This window comes from Cupriavidus sp. GW821-FHT02F09, assembly GCF_059421605.1.
Genome location: NZ_JBWKVH010000012.1, coordinates 20,466 through 43,552 on the forward strand (window position 1 = coordinate 20,466; position 23,087 = coordinate 43,552).

Annotated in this window: 22 protein-coding genes; 11 read left to right on the forward strand and 11 right to left on the reverse strand. The window is 67.3% G+C overall.

Going from position 1 to position 23,087, the window contains the following annotated elements:
* Positions 1–29: 29 nt before the first annotated feature.
* The 5 genes from AC07XB_RS15710 to AC07XB_RS15730 all read right to left on the reverse strand — a co-directional run bounded on the left by AC07XB_RS15710 (position 30) and on the right by AC07XB_RS15730 (position 4,555).
* Positions 30–698 carry a DUF3299 domain-containing protein gene (locus AC07XB_RS15710; RefSeq protein ID WP_492830421.1) on the reverse strand — a complete coding sequence of 223 codons (669 nt, stop codon included), beginning with the start codon at positions 696–698 and terminating at the stop codon, positions 30–32.
* Positions 695–1,987, reverse strand: a complete 1,293-nt coding sequence (locus tag AC07XB_RS15715; protein WP_492830419.1) for an ABC transporter permease — start codon at positions 1,985–1,987, stop codon at positions 695–697. The genes AC07XB_RS15710 and AC07XB_RS15715 overlap by 4 nt, the downstream gene beginning before the upstream one ends.
* Entirely contained in the window at positions 1,984–2,772 is a 789-nt protein-coding gene (locus AC07XB_RS15720) for an ABC transporter ATP-binding protein (RefSeq protein WP_492830417.1), read from the reverse strand. Before AC07XB_RS15720 ends, AC07XB_RS15715 begins: the two co-directional genes overlap by 4 nt.
* A gap of 78 nt (positions 2,773–2,850) precedes the next feature.
* Positions 2,851–3,396 carry a RidA family protein gene (locus AC07XB_RS15725; protein WP_492371401.1) on the reverse strand — a complete coding sequence of 182 codons (546 nt, stop codon included), beginning with the start codon at positions 3,394–3,396 and terminating at the stop codon, positions 2,851–2,853.
* A gap of 208 nt (positions 3,397–3,604) precedes the next feature.
* The gene (locus AC07XB_RS15730) at positions 3,605–4,555 is read right to left on the reverse strand and encodes a LysR substrate-binding domain-containing protein (protein WP_492830415.1); all 951 of its coding nucleotides are present in this window, start codon (positions 4,553–4,555) and stop codon (positions 3,605–3,607) included.
* A gap of 172 nt (positions 4,556–4,727) precedes the next feature.
* On the opposite strand from AC07XB_RS15730, the gene AC07XB_RS15735 reads away from it, so the two are divergent.
* From AC07XB_RS15735 to AC07XB_RS15785, 11 genes are all read left to right on the forward strand, one after another.
* Positions 4,728–6,314 (forward strand): sugar ABC transporter ATP-binding protein, encoded by a 1,587-nt coding sequence (locus tag AC07XB_RS15735; RefSeq protein ID WP_492830413.1) that lies wholly within the window; start codon positions 4,728–4,730, stop codon positions 6,312–6,314.
* The gene (locus tag AC07XB_RS15740; protein ID WP_492830411.1) at positions 6,301–7,266 is read left to right on the forward strand and encodes an ABC transporter permease; all 966 of its coding nucleotides are present in this window, start codon (positions 6,301–6,303) and stop codon (positions 7,264–7,266) included. Before AC07XB_RS15735 ends, AC07XB_RS15740 begins: the two co-directional genes overlap by 14 nt.
* A gap of 10 nt (positions 7,267–7,276) precedes the next feature.
* Positions 7,277–8,287, forward strand: a complete 1,011-nt coding sequence (locus AC07XB_RS15745) for an ABC transporter permease (protein WP_492830409.1) — start codon at positions 7,277–7,279, stop codon at positions 8,285–8,287.
* A gap of 88 nt (positions 8,288–8,375) precedes the next feature.
* Positions 8,376–9,344 (forward strand): TMAO reductase system protein TorT, encoded by a 969-nt coding sequence (locus AC07XB_RS15750; RefSeq protein WP_492371396.1) that lies wholly within the window; start codon positions 8,376–8,378, stop codon positions 9,342–9,344.
* A 63-nt stretch (positions 9,345–9,407) separates the two neighbouring features.
* Positions 9,408–10,289, forward strand: a complete 882-nt coding sequence (locus AC07XB_RS15755) for a polysaccharide deacetylase family protein (protein WP_492830407.1) — start codon at positions 9,408–9,410, stop codon at positions 10,287–10,289.
* A 41-nt stretch (positions 10,290–10,330) separates the two neighbouring features.
* The gene (locus AC07XB_RS15760; RefSeq protein WP_492371394.1) at positions 10,331–11,146 is read left to right on the forward strand and encodes an aspartate dehydrogenase; all 816 of its coding nucleotides are present in this window, start codon (positions 10,331–10,333) and stop codon (positions 11,144–11,146) included.
* Between the two features lie 21 nt (positions 11,147–11,167).
* Positions 11,168–11,953 (forward strand): SDR family oxidoreductase, encoded by a 786-nt coding sequence (locus tag AC07XB_RS15765; protein ID WP_492371393.1) that lies wholly within the window; start codon positions 11,168–11,170, stop codon positions 11,951–11,953.
* A 26-nt stretch (positions 11,954–11,979) separates the two neighbouring features.
* On the forward strand, positions 11,980–12,675 hold the full coding sequence (locus AC07XB_RS15770) for an RraA family protein (protein ID WP_492830405.1): 696 nt from the start codon (positions 11,980–11,982) through the stop codon (positions 12,673–12,675).
* Positions 12,668–12,922, forward strand: coding sequence for a hypothetical protein (locus AC07XB_RS15775; protein WP_492830404.1), 255 nt, complete (start codon positions 12,668–12,670; stop codon positions 12,920–12,922). The genes AC07XB_RS15770 and AC07XB_RS15775 overlap by 8 nt, the downstream gene beginning before the upstream one ends.
* Before the next feature lie 7 nt (positions 12,923–12,929).
* Positions 12,930–14,387, forward strand: coding sequence for an amidase (locus AC07XB_RS15780; protein ID WP_492830402.1), 1,458 nt, complete (start codon positions 12,930–12,932; stop codon positions 14,385–14,387).
* A 109-nt stretch (positions 14,388–14,496) separates the two neighbouring features.
* Positions 14,497–15,726, forward strand: coding sequence for a TetR/AcrR family transcriptional regulator (locus tag AC07XB_RS15785; protein ID WP_492830400.1), 1,230 nt, complete (start codon positions 14,497–14,499; stop codon positions 15,724–15,726).
* Positions 15,727–15,805: 79 nt separating this feature from the next.
* Here the strand turns inward: AC07XB_RS15785 and AC07XB_RS15790 are convergent, their stop codons facing one another.
* From AC07XB_RS15790 to AC07XB_RS15815, 6 genes are all read right to left on the reverse strand, one after another.
* The gene (locus tag AC07XB_RS15790; RefSeq protein ID WP_492830437.1) at positions 15,806–16,846 is read right to left on the reverse strand and encodes an ABC transporter ATP-binding protein; all 1,041 of its coding nucleotides are present in this window, start codon (positions 16,844–16,846) and stop codon (positions 15,806–15,808) included.
* Positions 16,833–17,816, reverse strand: a complete 984-nt coding sequence (locus AC07XB_RS15795) for an ABC transporter ATP-binding protein (protein WP_492830398.1) — start codon at positions 17,814–17,816, stop codon at positions 16,833–16,835. Before AC07XB_RS15795 ends, AC07XB_RS15790 begins: the two co-directional genes overlap by 14 nt.
* Before the next feature lie 50 nt (positions 17,817–17,866).
* Positions 17,867–19,576: an ABC transporter substrate-binding protein gene (locus AC07XB_RS15800; protein WP_492371387.1), complete on the reverse strand. Its 1,710-nt coding sequence runs from the start codon at positions 19,574–19,576 to the stop codon at positions 17,867–17,869.
* A 13-nt stretch (positions 19,577–19,589) separates the two neighbouring features.
* A complete protein-coding gene (locus tag AC07XB_RS15805) occupies positions 19,590–20,525 on the reverse strand; it encodes an ABC transporter permease (RefSeq protein WP_492809671.1) in 936 nt (311 codons plus the stop codon).
* On the reverse strand, positions 20,525–21,481 hold the full coding sequence (locus tag AC07XB_RS15810) for an ABC transporter permease (protein WP_043356856.1): 957 nt from the start codon (positions 21,479–21,481) through the stop codon (positions 20,525–20,527). Before AC07XB_RS15810 ends, AC07XB_RS15805 begins: the two co-directional genes overlap by 1 nt.
* 432 nt (positions 21,482–21,913) lie before the next feature.
* A complete protein-coding gene (locus AC07XB_RS15815) occupies positions 21,914–23,041 on the reverse strand; it encodes an acyl-CoA dehydrogenase family protein (RefSeq protein ID WP_492809669.1) in 1,128 nt (375 codons plus the stop codon).
* Between the last annotated feature and the right edge of the window lie 46 nt (positions 23,042–23,087).

Below are 23,087 nucleotides of genomic sequence, written 5' to 3' on the forward strand. Positions count from 1 at the left end.
CCAGGCCGGGAACGGAACGTCGCCACCGATTAACGGCGCGGCGACGCCAGATAAGGCTGCACGTTTGCCGCCGGCATGGCGTAGCCGGCGTAGCCCATCATGGTGTCCGCCCGCTCCACCCGCATCGCGCCGCTGATCCACACGGTGTCCATGCTGCGCAGCCCCGCCAGTGGTTTGTCCGTGCGCACAAGGATGACCTGGTTGGCGGGCGGCGGCGGCACATGGATGCACGCGCCAAAGTACGGCACCAGCAGAAATTCGCGGATCGCCTCGCCCTCGCCGTCGAGCGAGACGACAAAGCCCGCTATGCGCACCGCCGCGCCATCGAGCGAGGGCTCCACCGGTGCGTTCTTCCAGTACTGCCGGGCCTTGTACAGGGCGATCTGCGCGCGCGGGTCGGCGTCCTCCAGTTCATCGAGCCGCAGGCCCTTGAACGACGCCAGTGGATCCCAGCCCTTGGGCAGCAAGGCCTGCCAGCCGATCTCGCGCAAGGTGGGGTCAGGTGTGGCGGGCGCGGGTTGCAGCGCCTCGCCTATCGCATAAGCGGGCGGCTCGGCAGTGGCTGCATCCGCTTTGGCTTGCGCAGGCGCCGACGGCCGGAAGAAATACGCCGCGCCAGCAATAGCCACTCCGATGACAGTGAGCGCAAACAAGGCACGCCGCACACGTGGGGTCATGCCGGGCTTGTTCATCATCATGTGGTCGGCATCAGCCCGTCGGCCAGGCTGAGGCGGTAAGCGCGCCACCCGGGCAGCAGGCTCACGCAGAAGCCGGCGGCGACCGCGGCGCCAAGCAGTGGCCACTCACCCGGCGTGGGCCAGGCCGCTTGCAAGGCCACGCCGTACGTGGCTTCCAGATAGGGCCCAAGCCCCGCTGCCAGCGCGCTCAGCAGCAGGAGCCCGAGCAGGGCACCGGCGGCCATCACCACCAGCCCCTCCAGCGCCAGCATGGCCAGCAGGTCGCGCGGGCGGGCGCCGACGGCACGCAGGATGGCCAGCTCGCGCCGCCGCTCGCCCAGCGCGGCAAGGATGGAGGACGCCAGCCCCGCCAGCCCGACCACCACCACCAGCGCCGACACCAGCAGCATGGCGCGCTCGGCCACCCCGATGACGCGCCACAGGTCATCCAGCGCTACGCCCGGCAACACCGCCGTCAGCGGCTCGTGCGGGTCCTCGGCAATCTCGCGCTGCACGGCAAACACTTGCGAGCGCAGCTTCAGCCCGACCAGCACGCCCGTCACGCTATGGGGCGTCAGGTCGAACTTGCGCACCTGCTCCGGCAGGATCGCCAGGCCCGGCAGCGGCACGCCGCCCTCCCAGCCCAGGTGGATGGCTTGCATCGCATCCAGGCAGATATGCACGGTGCGGTCCACCGGCGTGCCGGTGCGCGCCAGGATGCCGCTGACCACGAAGGGCTTGTCGGCATGGTCATGATGGCCGGCAGGATCGGCATGTGGCCCATCGCCACCGCCGTCGCTGTCGCCGTGGCTAAGCACGATGCGGTCGCCCACGCGGTAGCCGAGCCGGCTCGCCACCTCGGCGCCAAGCACCGCATCGAACAGCGACGGGAAGATCCTGCCCTGCGCCAGCTCCAGCGCACGGCGATCCCCGTAGCGGTAGTGGGTGAAGTAGCTGGCCGTGGTCGCCAGCACCGGGAAGCCGCGGTGCGAGTCGCCCAGCGAGATCGGAATGGTCCACGCCACCGCCGGATGCCGCGATAGCCGCTCTACGCTGTCCCAGCGCATGTTGTTGGTGGCCCCGCCAAGGTGGAACACGGTGTAGAGCATCAGTTGGATCGGGCTGGTGCGCGCCCCGACCACCAGGTCGGTGCCGGACACCGACTGCGCGAAGCTCGCCCGCACCGCATGCCGGATACGCTCCACGCCCAGCAGCATGGCAACGGACAGGGCTATTGCCAGCAGCATCAGCAGCAGGTTGAAGCGGCGGTTCCACGCGCTGCGCGCCGCCATCGATAGCATCAGCATCATGCCGGCTCCATCACGTCACTAGCCTCGATCGCGCCGGTCGCGTCCATCGTATCGATCGCCGGCAGCGACAACCTCTGTGCGAAGCCCGCCGACAAGCGCTCGTCATGGCTGACAAACACCAGGCTGGCGCCGGCGGTGCCGCATTCGCGCTGCAGCAACGCCATGAAGGCCTGCTGGCGCGGCGCGTCCAGCGCCGAAGTGGGCTCATCGGCCAGCACCACCTGCGGGCAGCCGATCAGCGCGCGCGCCGCGGCCACGCGCTGCTGCTGGCCAACCGAGAGCTGGGTGACAGGGCGCTGCCACAGGGCCGGCGACAGGTCGAGCTGCCTGAGCAGCGCGTGCGCGGCGGCTTCCGGCGTCTCGCCCTGCGCCGCCGTACGCTCGCGCCGGGCGGGCGAGAAGCGGCAGGGCAGCAGCACGTTGTCCACGACCGACAGGTAGGACAGCAGGTTGAACTGCTGGAAGATCAGGCCAACATGATCGGCACGGAAGCGGTCGCGCTGCGAGGCCGATAACGCGTCGAGCGCGGTGCCCAGCACGCGCACGGTGCCTTGCTGTGGCAGCAGCACGCCGGCCAGCATCGACAGCAAGGTACTCTTGCCGCTGCCGCTGGGGCCGCACACGAACACCTGCTCGCCCGCGCCCAGCCGGAGCCGGTCAAGCCGCAGGCCGGGCGCGGCCTGCGCGGGCCAGGTGAATGCGATGTCCCGCAGGTCGATGACGGCATCGCCGCCGGCCTTGCTGGGCTCGCCATGTTCGCTACGTTCGCCGATACCATTCGCCATCCAGAACCTCGCCAAGCATAATGCAACAGTGTTGCATTATGCTGCGACCCGGCAAGAGATGGCAAGCGGCCCCGGCGTCTACCTTGCCGGGCGCGCCGGCACGCGGCTCGCGGTGACCGTGACCTCGACCAGCCATCCCGGCGGCACCAGCCGCAACACTTCGGCGCGCGTACGCACCGGCACGTTGGGCTGCTTGCCGGTTCCGAAGTACTGGTTATAGACGCCCGAGAAACCGGTGAAATCCGGCTTGCCCGTGGCCGGGTCCGCCACGATCAGCGCCTGCATGGAGACGATGTCGCCCATCTGGTAGCCGCGGTCCTTGAGGATGTGCTCGATCTGGCCGAGCACGTTGCGGGTCTGGGTTGCGGTGTCGCCATAGGAGGCCGCGGTATCGGGCGGCGCGGAGGCATTCGCCACCGTGGGCCCCACGCCGCTGAGCACGAGTTGCTCCGCGCTGGCGGGAATCTCGATCGCCTCGGCGAACTCGCGCGCCCAGGGTTCGGTCATGTGCGCCGGGTTGCGATGCCGGACGATCTGCTCGGCGGCGTTGGCCGTGGCGATGCAAAGTGCCGGAGCGACGACGGTGGCGATGGAAATACACGATAGCAAGCGTGTTGCGCGCATGGGGGGCCTGTCGGTAGAAGCAAGGAAGGAGGATCCGGGCAACGCGGCGTTGCCTTGCCGGACCGTGCAAACGCGGGACGCAGAACACTGAACACCGAACGCGTTCGCGATTGTCACGACCCCATGCTAGTAGCCGCCCCTGTGCGCGGACAAATGACTCCTTGCGCCGCATGCATGCCCTGAGGTCATGCGTGGGTCCAACGACAGCTCAGATCGACGGCATCGCCGCCACCTCGGCGTGCAGCCAGTTGCGGAACGCCGCGATGGCGTAGTCGTCGGCCCGCTCCTTGCGGTACAGCAAGCAGTAGTCGCCGCCGCTGGTGATGCGTTCGCGCACCGGCACGGCCAGCCTGCCGGAGGCGATCTCCTCGGCCACCAGCACATCGGGCACCAGCGCGATGCCGCGGCCTTCGATGGCGGCCCGCACCGACATGAAGAAATGCCCGAAATGCAGGGCCTGCGCGCCGGCCGCGTAGGGCACGTCCAGCGCGGCAAACCAGTCGGGCCAGGCATGCGCGCGGGAGTCGGTGTGAATCAGCGGCAGCCGCGCCAGCACGGCCGGGCTGGCGGGCAGCCGGCCCTTCACCAGCCCAGGCTTGCATACGGGCACCAGGCTGTCGGGAAACAGCGGCTCCGTGGCCACGCCCTTCCACTCATCCGTCATCACCAGGTCGATGCGCGGCGCACCCTTGCGGGCCCGCTTGCCAGGCGGCTTGCCCACACGGATGGCCACGTCCACTTTGTCGCGATCGAACGAAACCGGATCGATCGACGTGATCAGCCGGATCTCGATGGCCTGGTGCGCCTGCGTGAAGTTGACCAGCTTCGGCATCAGCCAGGTGGAGGCCAGCGTGGGCAGGATGCTGACCAGCAGGCTGCGCGAGTTCCTGGCCCCGGTGAGCTCGCGGGCAACCGTCTCGATCTGGTCGAGCGAGCGCGTCACCACGTCGAACAAGCGCGCGCCCTGGGGGGTGAGTTCGATGGCGCGCGTGAGGCGGTTGAAAAGTTTGAGCCCGTAGTGCGTTTCCAGGTTCTTGATATGCCGGCTGATCGCGCTCTGGGTCACGCACAGCTCGTCCGCGGCCAGCGTGAAACTCATGTGTCGCGCGGCGGCCTCGAAAGCGCGCAGCGAAACCAGCGGAGGAAGCGAACGTTTCATGCGGCACCTGGGGGCGAGGGCGATGGACGCATAAGTATAAGTCATGCGTATGTGCAATCAAGTCGTTTGCTGAAAAGATCCGCGACGCCGAGTATTCCTCTCAGGCAAGAAAAAAAGCATCTGCAAAAAACAAAGACCCAGACAAAAGACAAAGCCAAAAAAAGGAGCCCACATGACAACCACGCCCGGCGAGGAGCGCCCCCTGCTCTCGGTATCCGGTCTTTCCAAGCGATTTGGAGCGACCTGCGCATTGCGCGGCGCCGATCTCACCGTGCGCCCCGGCGAGGTGCATGCGTTGATGGGCGAAAATGGTGCAGGCAAAAGCACGCTGGTGAAGATGCTCGTCGGCGCGCTGCGCCCGGATACGGGCACCATCGTGCTGCGCGGCCAGCCGGTTGCCTTTGGCTCGGTGCGCGACGCCATCGCGGCCGGCGTGATTCCCGTGTACCAGCATGCCACCGTGTTCCCGGACCTGACGGTGGAACAAAACCTGCATGCCTTCGACGTGGCCCGGGCCGGCGCGCTGCACGCTGGCGCCCGCCTGCCCCTGCAATGCTATCTGGACACGGCGCGGCGCATCGGGCTGGCGCTCAACCCGCGCCAGCTGGTGTCCGGCCTGTCGATGGCCGAGCGGCAGTTGCTGGAGATCGCGCGCGGAGTGGCGCGCAAGTGCGAGGTGCTGATCCTCGACGAGCCGACCGCCGCGCTTAACGCGCATGAAGCCGACCGTCTGTTCGCCGCTGTCGCGCGCCTCAAGGAAGAAGGCAAGGGCATCGTCTTCATCAGCCACAAGCTGGGCGAGATCAAGCAGGTCTGCGACACCATCACCGTGCTGCGCGATGGCTTTACCGTGGTGGATGCGGCGCCGGTGGCCGCCATGACGCCGCACCAGATCGTCGAGGCCATGGTGGGGCCGGTGGCCGAGCGCCCCGCGCGCGAGCTCCCCGTCGTAGGCAACACGCGGCTGCGGGTTGAAGGCAACACGCGGCTGCGGGTTGAAGGCATCGCCTGCGGCGATCTGCTGCGCGACGTCACGCTGTCGGTGGGGCGAGGCGAGATCGTCGGGCTGGCTGGCCTGATCGGCTCGGGTGCGATCGAGCTGGGCGAAGTGCTGAGCGGCAGCCGCCCCCCCAGCGCCGGCACCATCCGGGTCGACGAACTGGACCTGACGGCGATGTCGCGCCGGCGCTTCAAGCAAGGCGGCGTCGGGCTGATCCCGGCCGACCGCAGCAGCGACGGCATCTTCCCGGGGCTCAATTGCGCCGCCAACGCGGTGGCCTCCACCTACGCATCCATCTCGGATCATCTCTTCGTCTCCGATGCCATGGAGGTGGGCGCCAGCGAGCGCCTGTTCGCGTCGCTGCGGGTGCGCCCGGGCGATCCGGCGCTGGACGTCAGCGCGCTGAGCGGCGGCAACCAGCAAAAGCTGCTGGTGATCCGCAACCTGCTGCTGCCCGGGCTGAAGGTGCTGGTGGTGATCGAGCCCACGCGCGGGGTTGACGTGAACGCCCGCGAGGCCATCCACGATGCGCTGGTGGACGCGGCGCGCCGTGGCGTGTGCGTGATCGTGGCGTCCAGCGACATCGACGAGGTGGTGGCCTTGTCGCATCGCATCGTGGTGATGCGCCACGGCCGCATGGCCAGGGTATTTGCGCGCGGGGTGGCGTTGCACCAGGTGATTGCGTGCACCACCGGCGCCAGCGATGGCGATGACAGCAAGCAACCCACGCGTGAGGAGGCACATCATGGCCTGGCTTAGGAAGTGGCCGGCATCGGCCTGGGTCTGCCTGGCGCTGTTCGTGGTCTGCGTGATCGCGGTGCCGCGCTTTGGCACCAGCGGCAACATCTTCAACCTGGCGCGCGTGCTGGCGGTGCTGCTGCTGGTGGCGATCGGCCAGGGCCTGGTGATCGTGGTGCGCGGGCTGGATTTTTCCGTGGGCTCCGGGGTGGCGCTGTTCAGCGTGGTGGCTGTGCTGAGCATGCCGGCCATCGGCGTGGGGGGCGCGTTTGCCGCCGGCGCGCTGTCGGTGCTGGCCCTGGGCGTGCTCAATGGCACGCTGGTTGGCATCTTGCGCATTCCCGCCTTTCTTGCCACGCTCGGCACCATGATTGCGGTGCACGGCTTGTGCGGCGTGCTGGTGGGCGGCGTGCCGCTGGATGCCCCGTCCAGCGTGGACTTTTCCGCGCTGGGCCGGGGACAGTGGCTGGGCCTGCCGTTGCCGCTGTGGCTGGCCGGCGCCGCGCTGCTGGTCGTGGGCGCGCTCACGCGCTACACGGCGCCAGGCCGCGAATGGTATCTGGTGGGCAGCAACCCGGAGGCCGCGCACCTGGCGGGCATCGCGGTGAAGCCACGCGTGCTGCAGGCCTATCTGGCCAATGCCGTGCTGGTGGCGATAGCCGGCGCGGTGCTGACCTCGCGGCTCGGCTCGGGCCAGCCCAACCTCTATCCCAACCTGCCCTTCGAGGCGATCGCCGCGTGCGCCATCGGCAGCATTCCGCTCACCGGCGGCAAGGGCGGCCCGCTGCACGCGCTGTTTGGCTGCCTGATCCTGGCCATGGTGGGCAATGCGCTCGTGCTGGTCAATTTCCCCAGCTATATCCAGAGCGTCCTGCTTGGCGTGCTGATCCTCGCGGCCGTGCTGCTCCAGCAACTGCGCGGCCGCTCACTGCGCGCGCGCCCGCTGCCCAGCCTTCCTGCCAACGCATCTTGAGCGCATGAACATGAACACGCAACGACTGATGTCCCTGCAGGCTCGCACCGGCGCCGCCCTCTCGGCGTTCTCGCCGCACTCCGTGCCCGCGCTGCGCAAATCCACCGGCCTGTTCGCCTGCGCGGGCTTGTGGCTGGTGATGGGCGTGATCTCGCCCGGCTTCGCCACCTCGGACAACCTGGCCAACATCGTTTCGCAAAGTGCCGTGCTGCTGTTGCTCGCGCTCGGGCAGATGCTGGTGGTGGTCACGCGCGGCTTCGATATCTCGGTGGGCGCCGTGGCGGTGCTGTCGTCCATCGTGATCGCGCAGACGGCCGCGCAGTTGGGCGAAGCGCCCGCCATCCTGCTGGGCACGGGCGCCGGGCTGGTGGTGGGGCTCTGCAATGGCTACCTGATCGCCTGCCGGCGCATGGAGCCGATCGTCGTCACGCTGGGCGCCACGCTGATCGTGCGCGGCATATCGACCATCGTCTCCGGTGGCGTCGATGCGGTGCCGCTGCCGCCCGCGACGGTGATCCAGTCGCTGGCCTACGGGGCATGGCTAGGTGTACCGGCGATGGTGTGGCTGGCCGCGCCGGTGGCGGCGCTGGCCTGGCTGCTGTGCGCGCGCCTGCCACTCGGCCGCTGGTTCTACATGATCGGCAGCCATCCCGATGCGGCCTTGCTGGTAGGCGTGCCCGTGCGCACCGCCGGCGTGCTGGCCTATGGACTGTGCGGCGCGCTGGCCGGGCTGGCGGCGGTGTTCCTGCTGGCGCGCAGCGGCGCAGCGGTGGCGGTCGACGGCGCGGGCATGGAGTTGCAAGCCATTGCCGCGTGCGTGATCGGCGGCGTGGCGCTGAGCGGCGGCAAGGGCGCCGTGTGGCAGGTGATGGTGGGCACCCTGTTCATCCAGGCATTGCTCAACGGGCTGAACCTGCTAGGCACCTCGCCCTTTGCCTCCGAGATCGTACTGGGCGCGGTCATCGTATCCGCAGGCCTGCTCGAATACCTGATGCGCAGGGTGGGATCGCGCCAGGGCTGAACCCTTACCTTACCTTACCTTACCTTACCTTACCTTACCTTACCTTACCTTACCTTCACTGCAACGACATCGAACAGGAGCTTGAATCATGAAGCGAATCAGCATTCCCCGGCTGCGGGCCGCCGTCGCCCTGGCAGGCGCCCTGCTGGCATGCGGGCCGGCCATGGCGCAGAAAGCGCTGACGATCGGCTACGCCACGCCGGACTTGTCATCGTCGTTCTGGATCTCCATGACCTACGGGGTGGAGGATGAAGCGAAGAAGCTCGGCGTTGCGCTGGTCAAGCTCAACGCTGGCGGCGATGCCAACGTCAACATCCAGATCTCGCAATTGCAGGACCTCGTACAGCGCAAGGTCGACGCCGTCGTCGTCGGCGCCACCAACGGCGATGCCATCCGCGGCGCGGTGGAGCATGCCATTGGCAAGGGCATCCCGGTGGTGGGCCTCTCCAGCGTGCCCAGCAGCGACAAGCTGGCCTCCAGGATCAGCGCGGACCACTACGACATGGGCCGCCTGCAGGCGCAGTGCCTTGGCAAGTCGCTCAACGGCAAGGGCGCGGTGGGCATGATCTCCCAGCAACAAGGGCAAACCTGGGCCGACCTGCGGCGCCAGGGCTTCCTGGAAACCATCAAGGCGGAATACCCCGGCATCAAGGTGGTCGCGGAGTCGCGCAGCGCGGTCACGCGAAACGGCGCCATCAACCTGGTGGACGACTGGCTGCAACGCTTTCCCGAGCTCAACGGCATCTATTCCGCGGTGGATGACTCGGCGGCGGGCGCGGCGCTGGCGGTCAAGTCCGCCCACCGCGAAGGCGTGAAGATCAGTGCCTCCAACCTCAGCCCCACCGCGCAGCAGATGCTGCAGAACGGCGAGCTGGCCTGCTCGTCCGTGCAGCAGATCGTCACGCAGGGCCGCGAGGCGCTCAGGCAGGCGGTGGCCGCCGCCCGCAAGGAGAGCACGACAGCAGTCGTGCGCACGCCGTCCATCCTGGCCACGCGCGACAATCTCGCCACGCTCGACCTTTCCCTGGTGACCGCGCCGAAGGACTATCGTCCGTGACGCAGCGCCACCATTCGATTCCGCCTTACTCAAACTCACGCATCCAGCCAGGTCAATAACGCCATGCTTGCTTCTCACGACAGATTTCCCTATTCGCCCATCGTCGATCGCCCGCAATTCGACTGGCCCGGCGGCAAGCGCCTCGCGGTGCATCTGTGCCTGAACCTGGAGCACTTCGCCTACAACACCGGCGGCGGCATCTCCTATTCCCCCGGCATCCCGCACCCCAATACCTACAACTGGGGCTGGCGCGAGTACGGCAACCGGGTTGGCGTGTGGCGCATCATCGCGCTGTGCGACAAGCTCGGCATCCCGCTGTCGGTGCTGCTCAACGCCGAATGCTATGCGCATTGCCCGCAGGTGATCGACGCGCTGCGCAAGCGCGGCGACGAGATCCTGGGCCATGGCCGCACCAACTCGGAGCAGCAGAACAACTTCTCCGAAGCCGAGGAGCGCGAGCTGATCCGCGAGGTGACCGAAGCCATCGCCCACCACGAGGGCAAGCCGCCCGCGGGCTGGCTCAGCCCCGGCGTCAATCCCAGCAACGTCACGCCCGACCTGCTGCAGGAGGCCGGCTACCGCTACATCCTCGACTGGCCGATGGATGACCAGCCGGTGTGGATCAACACGCGCGGCGGCCGCCTGCTGAGCATCCCCTACCCGCACGAGGTCAACGATATCCCCGCCATCGCACTGCACGACGCCACCGCGAGCGAGTTCGCCGACATCATCATCGACAACTTCGACGAGATGCTGGAGCAAAGCGTGGAGCAGCCGCTCGTCTATGGCATCTCCATCCACGCCTTCCTGGTCGGCCAGCCCTACCGGCTGCGGCAGTTCCGCCGGGCGATGGAGCACATCCTGCGCCATCGCAACCAGATCTGGCTGACCACCACCGGCGCCATTGTGCAGCACTACATCGGCCTGCCTGCGCAAGACGCCTGAGCCGAACCAAACAACAAGTTCATCAAACAGGAGATCACACAATGTCATTCGACAAAGAACTGCGGGTCGGCATCGCCGGGTTCGGCGCGGTCGGCAAGAAGCTCGTCAAGCAACTCGATGCCGGCGTCTTCGGCCTGCGGCTGACGGCGGTGGCAGTGCGCGACAAGGAAAAGGCGGCGCAAGCGCTGCAGGGCCTGCGCAACGAGGTGGCCATCGTCGGGCTCGGCGAGCTGGCCGGCCTGGCGGACGTGGTGATCGAATGCGCGCCGGCGGAACTCGTCGGCGAGATCGCCGAGCCGGTGCTGCGCGCGGGCAAGACCATGATCGTGCTCAGCTGCGGGGCGCTGCTTGACCGCATGGACCTGGTGGACCTGGCACGCGAGCACGGCGGCCAGATCATCGTGCCGACCGGCGCGTTGCTGGGCCTGGATGCGGTGACGGCGGCATCGGAGGGCGTCATCCACTCCGTGCGCATGATCACGCGCAAGCCGGTGCGTGGCCTGGTTGGGGCGCCGTTCCTGGTGGAGAACAACATCAACATCGACGACGTGACGGCGCCGATCCAGATCTTCTCCGGCACCGCCCGCGAGGCCGCCAAGGGCTTCCCCGCCAACCTCAACGTGGTGGTTGCGCTGGCGCTGGCCGGCATCGGCCCGGACAAGACCCACCTGGAAATCTGGGCGGACCCGGCGCTGACCCGCAACACCCACGAGATCGTGGTGGACTCCGATGCCGCGTCGTTCTCCATGAGCATCCAGAACATTCCCACGGAAAACCCCAAGACCGGCCGCATCACGGCGCAGAGCGTGCTGGCCGTACTGCGCAAGCTGCGCAGCCCGCTGCGCGTGGGCACCTGAAAACCATCAAGGAGCAACAACATGGATCTAGGCATCAAGGGGCGCGTCGCGCTGGTCATGTCGGCGGGCGGCGGGCTCGGCTCGGCCATTGCGCTGGCGCTCGCGGCGCAAGGCGCCGTGGTTGCCGTATCGGACCAGAACCAGGAGGCACTGGACGATACGGTGGCCCGCATCCGCGCGGCCGGCGGGCAGGCTTTCGGCGTGCGCGCCGATCTTGCCGACCTGGCGAGCGTGACGGCCATGGTGGAGCAGGTCAGGAGCACGCTGGGCGACCCGGACATCCTGGTCAACAACTCGGGCGGGCCGCCCCCTTCCACGGCCGCGCAAGTCGCACCGGAGCAGTGGCGCAAGCAGTTCGAATCGATGGTGCTGTCGCTGATGCATCTCACGGACCTGCTGCTGCCGGCCATGAAGCGCAAGGGCTGGGGCCGCATCATCACCAGCACCTCGTCCGGCGTGGTCGCGCCCATTCCCAACCTGGGCATGTCCAACACATTGCGCATGGCGTTGCTGGGCTGGTCGAAGACGCTGGCCAACGAGGTAGCCGCCGACGGCATCTGCGTCAACGTGGTGCTGCCCGGGCGCATCGCCACGGACCGCATCCGCGCGCTGGACGAAGCCCGCGCCAGGCGCGAGGGCAAGACCTATGAAGACATCGTGGCGGCCAGCACCGGGACGATTCCAGCCCGGCGCTACGGCCGGCCCGAGGAGTACGGCGACGTGGTGGCTTTCCTGGCCAGCGAGCGCGCCGCCTTTGTCACCGGCTCCGTCGTGCGCGTCGACGGCGGCATGATCCCGAGCATCTGATCACTTATCTCCCGAGGAAGCACAGCATGGAAACCACCCACGTAGCCCGCAGCGCCACCGAGCGCGAGACGATCCGCCAGCGATTCCTGCTGGTCGATACCTCCAACGTTGCCGACGTGCTCGACACGCTCGGCCTGTTCGACCAGGGCCTCTCGTCCGCCTTTACGCCGTTCCCCGCCAATGGTGGCAAGCTGGCCGGCTGGGCCTACACCATCCGCGGCCAGATGTCGCCGTACGCGCTCGGCGGCGACCCGGACAAGATGAAGGCCTGCGCGGGCGTGTCCGCCGGCGACGTCACGGTCTGGAGCGGCGACGGCGAAGGCGTCTGCTACTTCGGCGAGCTGATCGCCATTGGCATGAAAGAGCGCGGCTGCGTCGGCTCGCTGATCGATGGCGGCATTCGCGATATCCGCTGGATCGCCGAGCAAGCTTTCCCGGTGTTCGCGCGCTACCGCACGCCGGTGCAGTCGATTGCCCGCTGGAAGGTCAACGGATGGCAGGTGCCGGTGAGCATCCGTGGCGCCACCTCGCAATGGGTGCAGGTGCGCCCGGGCGACTTCGTGCTGGGCGACGAAGACGGCGTGCTGGTGATCCCGCACGAAGTGGTCGACACCGTGCTGCTCGAGGCGGAGCGCCTGACCGAGCAGGAGCGCAGCATCCGCGTGGAACTGCAGCACGGGCTCAGCCTGGCCGATGCGCTGGCCAAGTACGGGCATGTCTGAGCTGGAGACATTGGCAGCACCGGCAGCACCGGCAGCACCGGCAGCATTGGCAGACCTGGCGGCGCAGGTGATGCAGCGCGCGGCGGATCTCGGGCTGCGGCTGGATGGTGGCCGCTGCGACGAGATCGCGGCTGCGGCCGCGCCGCTGCTGCAAGCCGTCCGTGCCTTGCCGGCGGGCGACGCGGAACTTGCAGCGCAGCCATGGCCGTACACGCATTGGCTGCGGCAGTGCGCCACCGTGCGCTAGGAGGACGATGCTCGACCCCACCCTCCTGAGCGTTGCCGAGTTGCGCATGGCGCTGGCCCACCGGCGCCTGTCACCCTCCGCGCTGGTGCAAGCCTGCCTGCGGCGGGCCGCGGCGGCGCACGCCGCCACGCATTGCTTTGCCGCGCTGGACGACGCAGGCGCGCTCGCCCGCGCCATCCAGCTGGAGACGCACAGCGCGGCCGGCGCTGCCCAGGCACCCCTCTGGGGTATCCCGTTCGCGCATAAGGACGTGCTGTCCGACCCCGTCCGGCCGCCGCGCGCGGGTTCCTTGTTCGACGACCTGATCGACGACCTGATCGACGATCCGGCAGCGGCCCGAAGGCCGGCAGCCGTGCTCGAAGCCCTGCACCTGTCCGGCGCGATCGGCCTGGGCGCCACCGCGCTCGACGAGCTCAGCTACGGCGCCACCGGCCTGAACGATCACTATGGCCACTGCCGCAACCCGTGGGATCCGCGCTACATCACCGGCGGCTCGTCGGGTGGCGCGGCGGCGGCGGTCGCGGCGCGCGCGGTGCCGTTCGCCATCGCAGCGGACACCGGTGGCTCGATCCGCATCCCGGCGTCGATGTGCGGGGTGGTTGGCCTGAAACCCACCTGGGGCCGCCTCTGCACGCGCGGCGCGGTCCCGCTGTCGCCGTCGCAGGACACGCTCGGCATCATCGCCCGGACCGCCAGGGATTGCGCGGCGGTGCTCGACGCGCTGGAGCCAACGGCGGCACAGGCCACCACGTTCGATCGCATCAGCGACCTCCGCAGTCCGCTGGCCGGCCTGCGCATCGGCATTGCCCGGCACCCGTTCTTCGAGGTAACGCATGACGACGGCGCCTCGGTGATTGCCCGCGCCTTGCTAGCGTTCGAGTCGCTGGGCGCCAGCTTGCATGAGCAGACCGTGCCCGGCGTGGAGGCCTGCGATACCGCGGCCACCGTGGTGACGTGGCGCGAAGCGATAGCGCTCCACGGCGAGCGCCTGCGTAGCCACGCGGATCGCCTGGCCCGTGCCACGCGGCTGCGGCTGGAGACGGCGCTGGCGGCCGGCCCCGACGATTACGCGCGTGCCCTGGCCTACCGGCCGCTGGCGCTGCGGCGCTTTGTCGATCACGTCTTCTCGGCGTGCGATGTGCTGGTGGCACCCAGCGTTGCCGTGCCAACGCCGCGGATCGCCTCCGTGGCGCAAGACGCCGCGCAAGCGGTGCGCGTGACAACCTCGCTACTGCGCGCCAACCGCTGCATCAGCTATCTCGGCCTGCCTGCCGTGTCGCTGCCAGTGGGATTCACGCCCGACGGCCTTCCCGTGGGCTTGCAACTGATCGGCAGGCCTTGGGCCGAAGGTACCCTGCTTGACGCCTGCGCCGCATTCCAGCAAGCCACCAGCTGGCACCGTATCGAACCCGTGCTCGATGGCACGAAGGTGGCCGGCATCGCGGCGGAGCCGGACAACGGGTAAGCATCTAAAATGGCAGGCCGGCGCGATGGTAGACTCGGCACAGCCTCAACCCGCGCGGGCCACCTCTATAATCCGCGCTCCCGGCCAACCATCGCAGATATCTCGCCTCATGCTCAAGGAAACAGCGCAAGCCCGCCCGACACGCCGGTACGTGGAAAAACGCGAGGCGATCCTCGATGCCGCTGCCCGGCTGTTCAACCGCAAGGGCTTGCGCGGCGCCACGCTCTCGGACGTAGCGCAAGAAGTCGGCCTGAGCACCAACAGCATCACCTACTACTACCGCAAGAAGGAAGACCTTGTGGTGGCGTGCCTGATGCGCACCATCGATGAAATCGCGGGTATCGCCGACGCCACGGCCGGCGAGCCGCTGCCGCAGGCCAGGGTGCGCCGCTTCATCGCGCTTTTTTTCCAGCGGCTGGCCAGGACGGCAACCGGCGAGCGCCCCGAGCTGATGAGCTTTCGCGAGATCCGCTCGCTGCCCGACACCCACGCGGACGTCGCCTTCGCGGCCTACACGGACATGTTCCGGCGCATCCGCAAGCTGCTGCGCAGCGACACACCCAAGGACCCGGCGCAACGCAGTGCCCTGAGCGCGGCGGCGCACTTGCTGCTGTCGCTGACCAGCGGCGCGATGACATGGGTGGAGCGCTATGAGCCGGAGGACTATCCGAAGGTGGCGGATACCGTCGTGGATATCCTGCTCAACGGTTTTGCGTCACCGTCATCGCAATGGGACAGCGCCCCCGCCGGGACGCCCCCAATCCCGGTGGCCGAAACCACGCAGGAAGCCTTCCTGCGCGCCGCAACGGAACTGCTCAACGAACTGGGCTATCGGGGCGCTTCCGCCGATCGCATCTCCGCGCGGCTGAATCTCACCAAGGGGGCCTTCTATCACCACAACGAAAACAAGGACGACCTGATCTCCGCCTGCTTCGACCGCATGTTCGCGGTGATCCGCGATGCGCAGTCGAAAGTGGAAGTCGGCCCGGGCACCGGCTGGGACAAGCTGTGCGCGATCGCGCGCGCGCTGGTCAGCTATCAGTTCTCCAGCCAGGGGCCGTTGCTGCGGCTGACTATCTACGGCGCACTGCCCGAGGAGATGCGCAAAGAGAAGATGCTGACGATGAACCGGCTGTCGGCGCGGTTTGCGCGGTTCCTCGTACAAGGGATGCAGGACGGGTCGATCCGGGCGCTGGATCAGTCGATTGCTTCGTTGCAGGTGAATGGGATGATCAATGCCGCGGTGGAGTTGCGGCGGTGGGTGCCGGATGCATCCGGGGAGAACGCGGCGGACTTGTTTATCCGGCCTTTGTTCCTGGGGATATTTTCAGGGCAGTGAGCGCGAGTATTCGCCTTGATGCTCTTTGATGCGCCTGATGCGCTTCGATGCACCAAGGCCTGGCTCCCCGCTTCCCGTGTCACACCGCAAGACCCTCCAGATGGCAAGCCACCATCTGCCCACCTCCCCGCTCCCTCAGCACCGGATCCTCCACCCTGCAGCGCTGCGTTGCCTGCGCGCAGCGCGGGTGAAAGCGGCAGCCGGATGGCGGGTTCAGCGGACTTGGCACTTCGCCCTTGAGCACGATGCGCTGGCGCCTTTCCTCGGCTTCGACGCTCGCCACCGGCACGGCGGACAGCAACGCCTTGGTGTAGGGATGCCGGGGATTCGCATATAGCTCGTCGCGCCCGGCGATCTCCACGATGCGGCCGAGGTACATCACGGCGATGCGGTCGCTGATGTGGCGCACCACGGCCAGGTCGTGCGCAATGAAGATATAGGTCAGTCCGAGCCGCCGCTGCAGTTCCATGAACACATTGACCACCTGCGCCTGGATCGATACGTCCAGCGCGGAGACGGGTTCATCGCAAACGATCAGGCTGGGTTCGACCGCCAGCGCGCGGGCAATGCCGATGCGCTGGCGCTGGCCGCCGGAGAACTCGTGCGGGTAGCGGTCCGCCATATAGGGCAGCAGGCCGACCATCTGCAGCAGCTCGGCGATGCGGGCGCGATAGTGCTCGCGGTCGTTGGCCATGCCGTGCACTTCGAGCGGCTCGCCGATGATGTCGCAGACTTTCATGCGCGGGTTCAGCGAGCCGAACGGATCCTGGTAGACCATCTGCACGCTGCGGCGGAAGTTCTTCTCCTGCGCCTTGCTGAAGGTAGCGAAGTCGTCGCCATCGAAGGCGATCCGTCCGCCGCTGGCGGCCAGCATCTTGATGATGGCGAGGCCGGTCGTGGACTTGCCGCAGCCGCTTTCGCCGACCAGGCCCAGTGTCTCGCCGCGCCTGAGGGTGAACGATACGCCGTCCACCGCCTTGACCGAGCCCACCTGCCGCTTGATGAAGACGCCCTGGGTCACGGGAAAATGCACCTTGAGGTCCTCGACGCGCAGGATCTCGTCGCCGATCTTGCCGTGCTGGCGCGCGGCGGGCTCTGCCCGTGCTTCAGTTGTGGTCATGGTCATGGAGGAAACATGCCTTGAAGTGATTCGGACGCACGGCACGCAGCGCGGGGCGCGACAGGCCGCATTGATCGGTGGCGAGCTTGCACCGCGGCATGAAGGCGCACCCTGGCGGCAGCGCGGTGAGGTCGGGCGGCTGGCCGTCGATGGGCACCAGCGGCTGGCGGGTATCGCCGTCGATGCGCGGCACCGATGCCATCAGCCCGCGCGTGTACGGGTGCGCGGGATGGCCGTAGAGCTCGCGCGCCGTGGCGGTCTCGACCATGCGGCCGCCGTACATCACGGCCACGCGATCGGCATAGCGGGCCACCACGCCCAGGTCATGCGTGATGAGCACCAGCGCCGTACCGGACTGGCTGGCCAGGTCCTTGAGCAAGTCGAGAATCTGCGCTTGCACTGTGACATCAAGCGCGGTGGTGGGCTCGTCCGCAATGATCAGCTGCGGCTTGCAGGCCAGCGCCATGGCGATCATGGCGCGCTGGCGCATGCCTCCCGAGAACTGGTGCGGATAGGCGCCCAGCCGGCTCTGCGGCTCGGGGATCTGCACCTTGCCAAGCAGTTCGCCGGCGATGCCCAGGGCGGTCTTCCACGGCATGCCTTGGTGCAGGTTGATCGGCTCGGCGATCTGCTTGCCCACGGTGAGCGCCGGGTTCATCGACGACATCGGCTCCTGGAAGATCATCGCGATCCGGTTGCCGCGGATCGCACGCATTCTTGCCGGGCTGAGCTGGAGCAGGTCCTGCCCGTCAAAGCGGATCTCGCCCGATTCGATGCGGCCCGCCGGGCTGGGAATCAGGCCCAGGATGGATAGCGCGGTGACGCTTTTTCCCGAGCCGGACTCGCCGACGATGGCCAGTGTCTCGCCGGGGGCGACATCGAACGAGACCTGGTCCACCGCCGTGACCACGCCCCGGTCGGTGCGAAAGCGCGTGGTCAGCTGGTTCACCTGCAGGATGGGCTGCGTCATGCGGGCCTCCTTGAAAGGGACAAGCGTGGAGCAAGGTGGGAGCAAGGAAATCAGAACCCCATCTTCTTCTTCATGTCCTGGTCGACCCACATCCGCGCGTAGATCGGGCCGGGACGGACCGCGCCCGCGCGCAGCTCGGCGTTGTAGTTCTTCACCCAGGGCCACCATGCGGTGTACACGTAAGGGGTCGGCAACCAGATATACGGCGCATCCGCGAGCACATCGCGCGTCAGCGAGCGCAAGGCCTCTTGCCGGCGGCCGAGGTCGCGCATCTGGAAGGCTTCGTTCACGCGCTGCTCGTACTTGGCGTCGCCCCACTGCGCGGCGTTCCAGACCTGGCCCTTCACGAAGCTCTTGCGGATCGTGGTGGTGGGGTTGGTATGTCCATTGCTCATCAGGTAGCCGGGCGCATTGGTCTTGGTGGTCATGGCCGACAGGAACGCGCCGTACTCCATCGGCTGGATCTCTATGCGCACGCCAACCTGCTCCAGGTAGGCGCCGATCAGCGGCAGCAGCTCCAGGTGCTCCGGCTGGCAGGCGCATACCTGCACCTTGAAGGTGAAGCCCTTCGCGTAGCCCGCCTCGGCCAGCAGCTTGCGCGCCTTGTCCGGGTTGTAGGCAAACAGCTCCTTCACCGAATCCGGCATGGCGCTCAGCGGCTCGAAGTAGCCGGCGTAATCCGGATGCTGCGGGTAGGCGAACAGTTCGGCATTGCCGCCATAGAACTGCTTGACGATCTCCTGCTTGTTGACCGCCATGTTCAGCGCGCGCCGCACGCGCAGGTCGTTGAACGGCTTGGTATCGACGCGCAGCGCCACGTACTGGCCGTTGGTCGACAGCCAGCGCGACCACTTGAGCGCCGGCGCATTCTTCTTGAGCTCATCGACCGCGGTCCAGCGGACAGACTCGAGCACATCCAGCTTGCCGGTGCGCAGCATGGTGTTGCGGGTGGACTCGTCCTTGACGGTGCGCAGCACGACCTTGTCGACGAAGGGCAGCTTGTAGTCCTTGCCAGCGATCTTGTCGCTATCCCAGTATTGCTCGTTCTTCGTGTAAGTGCTGGCGGTGCCCTGGACGAAGTTGCTCAGCAGGAACGGCCCGCTGCCGTTCACATTCTTCCAGTTGCCGGCCCCGGCCGCCGCCACTTCCTTGGGCATGATGCCGGAGTAGTAGCCCCAGCCGAAGCGGTAATCCCATTCGGCGTTGAACTCCTTGAAGCGGAAGACCACGGTGTACTTGTCCGTTGCCTCCACCTTGTTGAGGTGGTCGTAATACGTGGGGATTTTCTTGGCGCTGGTGTTCTGGCGGTTGTAGCTGAAGACCACGTCATCGGCCACCAGCTCGCGCTCTTCCATCACGCCCGCCTTGGCGGGGAACTTCACGCCCTTGCGCAGCTTGACTTCGAGCGTCAGCGGGTCGACCCACTTCCAGCTCTCGGCCAGCTCGCCGCGAATCGCGTCCTCCGGCAGCCACGCATCGGCCTGGAACGGATACTTGCCGCCATTGCGCCTGGCCTTGGAAAGGTCGGCGACAAAGAGCTGTTCGTAGACCTGGCCGGTGTCGTAGTTCTGCTTCCAGTTCCAGTCGGCCAGGTCCCACGACAAGGCGGAGATGGTGGGATACATGGAGCCGATCTCGAGATTGCCGCCGTACTTCGGCGCTTCGGCCTGCGCGCAGGCCGCGCCGGCGGCAAGCGCCAGCGCCACGCCCGCCACCACTGAAGATATTGTCCGGTTCAAGCCGCGTCCCTCCATCGTCATCCCTCGTTGTTGGTTATCGCGACCCGCGCATGCGCGGGTCGAGCAGGTCACGTAGCGCGTCGCCGTAGACGTTGATGGCATAGACGACAACGGTGAGGCAGATGCCGGGGGCCAAGGCCAGCCAGGGCCCCTGGAACATGAAGGTGCGGCCGTTGCCCGAGAGCATGCCGCCCCAGGTCGGCGCGGGCGGCGGCACGCCCAGCCCGAGGAAGGACAGGCCGGACTCGGCCAGGATCGCGGTGCCCACGCGCGTGGTGAACAGCACGATGATGGGCGGCAGCACATTGGGCAGGATATGGCGCCAGAGAATGCGGCCGGTGGAGGCACCCATGGACTGCGCGGCATGCACATACATGTTCTCGCGCACCGAGACCACCGCGCTGCGGATGATGCGCGAGCCGCCCACGCCCAGCAGCAAGCCCAGCGTGCCGATGATCTGCCAGCTGCCCGGGCCGAGCACGGACACCACCACGATCAGGATCACCAGGTCAGGAAAGCTCATCCACGCATCCACCATGCGCTGCACGATCAGGTCGAACTTGCCGCCCAGGTAGCCGGTCAGGATGCCGATCAGCACCGAGATGGCGGTAGCCAGCGTGGCGGCCGACAGCCCGATGATGACCGAGAGCTGCGCGCCGTACAGGCAGCGCGAGAGCATGTCGCGCCCGAGGTTGTCGGTGCCGAAGGGGTGCGCCCATGACGGCGGCTGCAGCCGCTTCATCATGCTGATCTCGTTGACGCCATAAGGCGCCAGCCAGTCGGCAAAGACGCCGCAGAACAGGAAGATCATGCAGATCACCGCGCCGGCGGCGCCCAGCGGCTTCTCGCGCAACAGGCGACCCACCAGTGCGAAGGCTGACCCGAGCCGGCCCGGGCCAGACATCGGCGGCGCGGCAGGGACGGCTTGCGCCGTCTTGAGCGCCGGGGCGTTTGCGATTGGACGTGCCATCAGCGATGCCTCACTTTCGGGTCGAACAGCCCGTAGCTCAGGTCCACGAGCAGGTTGATCAGCATGACGGCCACCCCGACCACCAGGAACACGCCGGTGATCACGGGATAGTCCCGCTGGTTCACGGCGTCCAGCAGGAGCAGCCCCATGCCCGGCAGCGCGAAGATCTGCTCGATCACCACGGCCCCGCCGATCAGCAGCGGCGCTTGCAGGCCGATCAGCGTCACCACCGGAATCAGCGCGTTGCGCAGCGCATGGCGCAGGATCACCAGGCGCTCGTTCAAGCCCTTGGCCCAGGCCGTGCGGATGTAGTCCTGGCGCAGCACCTCCAGCATCATGGTGCGCGTCATGCGCATGGTGATGGCCGACAGTGCCATGCCAAGGATGATGGCGGGCACCAGCATGTTGCTGATGTGCTGGAGCGGGTCCTCCAGGAAGGGAACGTAGCGCACCTCGGGCGACCAGCCCCACCACACGGAAGGAAACACCATGATCATCGTGCCCATCCAGAAGCTGGGCACTGCCAGCATCAGGATGGAAAACGAGCGCGCCACGTAGTCGGCCGCGGTGTCCTGCCGGATCGCCGAGAGCACGCCCACGGGCAACGCAACCGACAGCGCCACGAACAGGGCAAGCGCGCCCAGCGAGAAGGTGGCGGGCATGCGCGCCAGCACCATCTTCAGCACCGGCTCACCTTGCCACAGCGACTGGCCGAGATCCCCGTGCAACACGATGTTGCCGATCCAGTGGACGTACTGGAACCACATCGGCTGGTCCAGGCCCAGCGCGCGGATCAGGTCCTCGCGGCTCTTGGTGTCGGCGCTGATGTCGTTCTGGCTCAGCATCAGGTCGACCACATCGCCCGGCACCATGCGCACGATCACAAAGACGATCAGGCTGGCGAACAGCAGCGTGGGCAGCAGCGCCAGCAAGCGGCGCAGGATGTAGGCACTCATGGCGCGCCCGCTTCCGTGACGCCAGTCCGGGCCACGCCGTATGCCCTTAAAAAAGATACCGTGGATACGATAAAAAATGCCGCCCCGACCATGCCGTCTCCTGTTCGGTGCTTCGCGTGGTCGCCAAACACACCATACAAGCATCGCTGAACACGTAAATCAAGCGATATATGGTGCGATCAAGGAAGTATCCCTGGGAGGCTTCCACCGAGCTGCTGTTTGTGCAGATAGCCCATTCAGCATACCCAGAGTTCTAATTCATGACAACCGAACTGACCCTTGAATGTCTAGTGGATTTACCTAGGTCGGCGCCGCCGTGGCGGGCCGCTTGTGCGGCGCAAACGCGCGGCGGAAAACGCGAGGGCGAGCGCAGGCGCCACGCCTGCGCATGGACGGCCTGCAAACACGGTTGACGATGGTGCGTTGCGGCGCTCAGTAGCCGCGCAAGATCGCCCAGCGCTGGGCGTGGAAGTTGGTGTCGCCGAGCAGGATCTGCGCGGCGCAGGCGCGCTTCATGTAGAAGCCGATCTCGAACTCGTCGGTCATGCCAATGCCGCCGTGCATCTGCACGGCCTCCTGCACCGCGAGCATCGCCGTGGACCCGGCGCGGGCTTTGGCCGCGGATACCAGCGCGATTGGCTGTGCCGGGCCGTCGTCTAGCAGTTGCTGGCTGCGCAGCACCGCCGCGCGCGTGATCTCGATCTCGCTGAACAGATGGGCGGCGCGATGCTGCAGCGCCTGGAACTCGCCGATGATCTTGCCGAACTGCTTGCGCTCTTTCAGGTATTGCAGCGTGCGCTCGAAGGCTTCGTCGGCAATGCCGACCAGCTCGGACGCCAGCGCCGCGCGGGCGATATCGAGCGCGTGCTCAAGCACGGCCGCGCCGCTACCGGCCTCACCCAGCACCGCGTCCGCCGCCACGCGCACATCCCGGAACTGCACGCGCGCGGCATTGCGGGCATCCGCCATCACGGTGCGCTCCACGGTAATGCCATCGGCGCCGCGCGGCACCAGGAAGAGCGTGACGCCGTCACGGTCGTCGGCGTTGCCGCTGGTGCGGCCCACCACGATCAGCGTATCGGCAATATGTCCGTCGATGACGAAGACCTTGGCGCCATTGAGCACGAACCCGCCGTCCTGCTGCACGGCGGCGAGCGCCTGGCGCTCCGGACGGTGCGCCGCGCCCTCGTCGATCGCCAGCGCGGTCAGGTGCTTGCCAGCCGCGATGGCGGGCAGGAAATGCGCCTTCTGCGCTGCGCTGCCTTCGCGGGAAATCAACGAAGCGCCCAGCAAGGCGGTGGAGAAAAACGGCGTGGGGGCCAGCGTGCGGCCAAGCGCCTCCATCAGGACGCCCGCCTCCACCACGCCGAGCTCGCTGCCACCATACTGCTCGGGGATCAGCACGCCGGCAAAGCCCAGTTCGGCAAACTCCCGCCAGAGGGCGGGCGAGAAGCCGGTGTTGTCCCGGGTGTCCCGCAGCTTGCGCAGCATCGGGATGGGTGCGCTTTCGCGCAGGAATGCCAGGGCGCTGTCCCGCAGCATCTCCTGGGTCTGATTCAATACGATTGCCATAGTCGGTCCCTGAGCATTCAAGCGTGGAGTTGGG

Excerpts from the sequence above, each read along its gene's own strand:
- AC07XB_RS15710 (WP_492830421.1), bottom strand. The coding sequence starts at position 698 with ATGATGATGAACAAGCCCGGCATGACCCCACGTGTGCGGCGTGCCTTG.
- AC07XB_RS15715 (WP_492830419.1), bottom strand. The coding sequence starts at position 1,987 with ATGATGCTGATGCTATCGATGGCGGCGCGCAGCGCGTGGAACCGCCGC.
- AC07XB_RS15720 (WP_492830417.1), bottom strand. The coding sequence starts at position 2,772 with ATGGCGAATGGTATCGGCGAACGTAGCGAACATGGCGAGCCCAGCAAG.
- AC07XB_RS15725 (WP_492371401.1), bottom strand. The coding sequence starts at position 3,396 with ATGCGCGCAACACGCTTGCTATCGTGTATTTCCATCGCCACCGTCGTC.
- AC07XB_RS15730 (WP_492830415.1), bottom strand. The coding sequence starts at position 4,555 with ATGAAACGTTCGCTTCCTCCGCTGGTTTCGCTGCGCGCTTTCGAGGCC.
- AC07XB_RS15735 (WP_492830413.1), top strand. The coding sequence starts at position 4,728 with ATGACAACCACGCCCGGCGAGGAGCGCCCCCTGCTCTCGGTATCCGGT.
- AC07XB_RS15740 (WP_492830411.1), top strand. The coding sequence starts at position 6,301 with ATGGCCTGGCTTAGGAAGTGGCCGGCATCGGCCTGGGTCTGCCTGGCG.
- AC07XB_RS15745 (WP_492830409.1), top strand. The coding sequence starts at position 7,277 with ATGAACACGCAACGACTGATGTCCCTGCAGGCTCGCACCGGCGCCGCC.
- AC07XB_RS15750 (WP_492371396.1), top strand. The coding sequence starts at position 8,376 with ATGAAGCGAATCAGCATTCCCCGGCTGCGGGCCGCCGTCGCCCTGGCA.
- AC07XB_RS15755 (WP_492830407.1), top strand. The coding sequence starts at position 9,408 with ATGCTTGCTTCTCACGACAGATTTCCCTATTCGCCCATCGTCGATCGC.
- AC07XB_RS15760 (WP_492371394.1), top strand. The coding sequence starts at position 10,331 with ATGTCATTCGACAAAGAACTGCGGGTCGGCATCGCCGGGTTCGGCGCG.
- AC07XB_RS15765 (WP_492371393.1), top strand. The coding sequence starts at position 11,168 with ATGGATCTAGGCATCAAGGGGCGCGTCGCGCTGGTCATGTCGGCGGGC.
- AC07XB_RS15770 (WP_492830405.1), top strand. The coding sequence starts at position 11,980 with ATGGAAACCACCCACGTAGCCCGCAGCGCCACCGAGCGCGAGACGATC.
- AC07XB_RS15775 (WP_492830404.1), top strand. The coding sequence starts at position 12,668 with ATGTCTGAGCTGGAGACATTGGCAGCACCGGCAGCACCGGCAGCACCG.
- AC07XB_RS15780 (WP_492830402.1), top strand. The coding sequence starts at position 12,930 with ATGCTCGACCCCACCCTCCTGAGCGTTGCCGAGTTGCGCATGGCGCTG.
- AC07XB_RS15785 (WP_492830400.1), top strand. The coding sequence starts at position 14,497 with ATGCTCAAGGAAACAGCGCAAGCCCGCCCGACACGCCGGTACGTGGAA.
- AC07XB_RS15790 (WP_492830437.1), bottom strand. The coding sequence starts at position 16,846 with ATGACCACAACTGAAGCACGGGCAGAGCCCGCCGCGCGCCAGCACGGC.
- AC07XB_RS15795 (WP_492830398.1), bottom strand. The coding sequence starts at position 17,816 with ATGACGCAGCCCATCCTGCAGGTGAACCAGCTGACCACGCGCTTTCGC.
- AC07XB_RS15800 (WP_492371387.1), bottom strand. The coding sequence starts at position 19,576 with ATGACGATGGAGGGACGCGGCTTGAACCGGACAATATCTTCAGTGGTG.
- AC07XB_RS15805 (WP_492809671.1), bottom strand. The coding sequence starts at position 20,525 with ATGGCACGTCCAATCGCAAACGCCCCGGCGCTCAAGACGGCGCAAGCC.
- AC07XB_RS15810 (WP_043356856.1), bottom strand. The coding sequence starts at position 21,481 with ATGAGTGCCTACATCCTGCGCCGCTTGCTGGCGCTGCTGCCCACGCTG.